Source organism: Curtobacterium sp. B8, from assembly GCF_000333315.1.
Taxonomy (GTDB): domain Bacteria; phylum Actinomycetota; class Actinomycetes; order Actinomycetales; family Microbacteriaceae; genus Curtobacterium; species Curtobacterium luteum.
On sequence record NZ_BACW01000669.1, the window covers coordinates 1 to 3622 of the forward strand.

Below are 3622 nucleotides of genomic sequence, written 5' to 3' on the forward strand. Positions count from 1 at the left end.
CGCACGAGGGCGGCATCGTCGACCTCAGCGTCGGCTCGCCCGTCGACCCGACGCCCGAACTCGTCCGTCGCGCGCTCGCCGAGGCCACCGACGCGCACGCCTACCCGCAGGTCGCCGGGACGCCCGCCCTGCGCGAAGCCATCGCCGCCTGGTACGGCCGCCGGCAGGGCGTGACGCTGACCGCGGACCAGGTGCTGCCGACCATCGGGTCGAAGGAGTTCATCGCGGGCCTCGCGCTCTGGCTCGGCATCGGCCGCGGCGACACCGTCGTGTTCCCCGAGGCCGCGTACCCGACGTACGAGCTCGGTGCCGCGCTCGTCGGTGCCACTGCGTTCGCCTCCGACGACCCTGCCGCGTGGCCCGCCACGACGAAGCTCGTCTGGCTGAACTCCCCGGGGAACCCCGACGGCCGCGTGCTCTCGGTCGAGCAGCTCCGGGCCGCGGTCGAGCGTGCACGGGAGCTCGGTGCGGTCATCGTCGGCGACGAGTGCTACGCCGAGCTCGGGTGGGAGCCGCCGTACGACGCCGCTCCGACGCCGACCATCCTCGACCCCCGGGTCGTGGGCGACTCGCTCGCGGGTGTCCTCAGCGTCTACTCGCTCTCGAAGCAGTCGAACCTCGCCGGGTACCGGGCGGCGTTCGTGGCCGGCGACGCCGACCTGCTCGCGGACGTCCTCGCCGTCCGCAAGCACACCGGCATGATGCCGCCGCTGCCCGTGCAGCAGGCGATGATCGTCGCGCTCGAGGACGAGTCCCACGTGCAGCAGCAGAAGGCGCGCTACCGCACCCGGCGGAACATGCTCCGACGGGCACTCGACGGCGCCGGCTTCCGGATCGACCACAGCGAGGCCGGGCTCTACCTCTGGGTGACGCGGGGCGAACCCGCGCTCGACACCGTCGCCTGGCTGGCCGACCACGGTATCCTCGTCGCTCCCGGCACCTTCTACGGCGCTGCCGGGGCCGAGCACGTCCGGGTGGCGCTCACCGCCACCGACGACCGGATCGCCGCGGCCGCGCAGCGGCTCGCGAGCGGCCGACGTGTGGGCCGGGTGGACGCGGACTGAACGGGGTCCGTCGGGCGGGTGTCGTGCCTCCCGTCCGGCGCGCACCACGTGGTGCGCTGCCAGCGCAATCCGTGGTTCCCACCAATCCCGGAGCACGGGGGTGTGCACGACCGACAGTGCGCGCGATTAGGCTGTCACCGTGACTGACACTGCCAACGACGCTCAGAAGACGGCCACACCGCCCACCACGCCCGTCCCCGTGAGCCCGGCTGCCGAGCAGCAGACCGCGACCGCGACGCTGACGTACCCGGGTGGCTCGGCGGAGTTCCCGATCCTGCCGAGCGTCGACGGTGCGTCCACGGTGGACATCTCGACCTTCAAGAAGCAGACGGGGATGAACACCCTCGACTACGGCTTCGTGAACACCGGCTCGACGAAGAGCGCGATCACGTACATCGACGGCGACCAGGGGATCCTGCGCTACCGCGGCTACCCGATCGACCAGGTGGCGTCGAACTGCACCTTCCTCGAGGTCGCCTGGCTCCTCATCTACGGCGAGTTGCCCACCGCGGCCGAGCTGGAGTCCTTCGACGCGCGGATCCGGCGGCACACGCTGCTGCACGAGGACCTCCGTCGCCTGTTCGACGCCCTCCCGCACTCGGCGCACCCGATGTCGGTCCTCTCCAGCGCGGTGAGCGCCCTGTCGACGTACTACGAGGCCGACATGGAAGTCGACGACCCCGAGAAGGTCGAGCTCCAGACCGTCCGGCTCCTCGCGAAGCTCCCGGTCATCGCCGCCTACGCGCACAAGAAGGCGATCGGCCAGGCGTTCCTCTACCCGGACAACTCGCTGTCGTTCGTCGACAACTTCCTCCGACTGAACTTCGGCACCATGGCCGAGACGTACGTGCCGAACCCGGTGCTGTCGAAGGCGCTCGAGCGGCTGCTCATCCTGCACGAGGACCACGAGCAGAACGCCTCGACCGCGACGGTGCGCCTGGTCGGGTCGACGAAGGCGAACATGTTCGCCTCGATCTCGGCGGGCATCAACGCCCTGTACGGGCCGCTCCACGGCGGTGCGAACGAGGCCGTGCTCGAGATGCTCCAGCAGATCAAGGACTCCGGCGAGCCGGTGTCGCGGTTCGTCGAGCGGGTGAAGAACAAGGAGCGCGGCGTGAAGCTCATGGGCTTCGGGCACCGCGTGTACAAGAACTACGATCCGCGCGCGAAGCTCGTGAAGGAGTCCGCGCACGAGGTGCTCGAGGCGCTCGGCGTGCAGGACGACCTGCTCGACATCGCGATGGAGCTCGAGCAGATCGCGCTCGAGGACGAGTACTTCGTCAGCCGCAAGCTCTACCCGAACGTCGACTTCTACACGGGCATCATCTACAAGGCGATGGGCTTCCCGCCGCGGATGTTCACGGTGCTGTTCGCCATCGGGCGTCTGCCGGGGTGGATCGCGCAGTGGCGGGAGCTGAACAACGACCCGCTGAACAAGATCGGGCGTCCGCAGCAGCTGTACGTGGGGCACCCCGAGCGGGACCTGCCGGCGCGGTAGGCGTCGGGCGGCGCCGCGGTCCGGGGTCCGGGGTCCGGGGTCCGGGGTCGGTCGCGACACCCCGCTCAGGTCCGCCGAGCGGTCACGATCTGTCGGGTGGCGGCGCCGAGGACGACAGTTCTTGACCGTCCGGCGAACGTGAGCGGGGCGTCGTGACCGCTCGCACCGGCCGGCGCAGGCGCACGGGTGCGTGCAGTCCGGCGCGCGGTGGGCGTGTTCACTGACGATCGCGACCGCCACCGCCTGGAGGCCCGGTGCCGGTCGCGTGGACCGGCACCGGGCCTCCGATCGGGTGCGCGTGCGCGTGGCGCTACGCGTGCAACGCGGTGTTGAGCTGGATGCCCTGCCCCTGGCGCTGCAGGGCCTCGACCGCGCCGGTCACGGAGTTGCGGCGGAACAGGATGTTCGGCGTGCCCGACAGCTCGGCGGCCTTGACGGTCTTCGCCGTTCCGTCCGGGTTCGGGGCGGTACCGACGAGGACGACCTTCGTGCCGGCCGTCACGTAGAGACCGGCCTCGACCACGGAGTCGTCGCCGAGGGAGATGCCGAGCCCCGCGTTCGCCCCGAGGAGTGCCCGCGCGCCGAGGGAGACGCGGTGGGTCCCTCCGCCGGAGAGCGTGCCCATGATGGACGCGCCGCCGCCGATGTCGGTGCCGTCGCCGACGACGACACCCTGCGAGACACGTCCCTCGATCATGGCGTCGCCGAGGGTGCCGGCGTTGAAGTTCACGAAGCCCTCGTGCATGACGGTGGTCCCGGGGGCGAGGTGTGCACCGAGGCGCACGCGGTTGGCGTCGCCGATGCGCACGCGGTCCGGCACGACGTAGTCGACCAGGCGCGGGAACTTGTCGATCGCGTGCACCGCGATCCCGGCCCGCTGGAGCGCCGGACGGAGGCGGGTGAGGTCCGCGGGGGCGACGGGGCCCGCGTTGGTCCACGCGACGATCGGCAGGTGCGCGAACACGCCGTCGAGGTTCACCTCGTTCGGGCGGACGTGCAGGTGGCTGAGCAGGTGCAGGCGGAGGTACGCGTCAGGCGTGCTCGCAGGGGCGGCGTCGAT

The 3622-nt window shown here is 71.2% G+C and carries 3 protein-coding genes; 2 read left to right on the forward strand and 1 reads right to left on the reverse strand.

Annotated features, from left to right (window positions below; all coding sequences use genetic code 11):
- Both dapC and I59_RS17840 read left to right on the forward strand, forming a co-directional pair.
- Positions 1–1064: succinyldiaminopimelate transaminase (dapC, locus tag I59_RS17835; protein ID WP_022905037.1), on the forward strand; the 1064-nt coding region annotated here is incomplete at its 5' end.
- Positions 1065–1263: 199 nt separating this feature from the next.
- Positions 1264–2562, forward strand: a complete 1299-nt coding sequence (locus I59_RS17840) for a citrate synthase (RefSeq protein WP_022905038.1) — start codon at positions 1264–1266, stop codon at positions 2560–2562.
- A gap of 310 nt (positions 2563–2872) precedes the next feature.
- Here the strand turns inward: I59_RS17840 and I59_RS17845 are convergent.
- Positions 2873–3622, reverse strand: a 750-nt coding sequence (locus I59_RS17845) for a DapH/DapD/GlmU-related protein (protein WP_031274495.1), incomplete at its 5' end; no start/stop codon positions are given.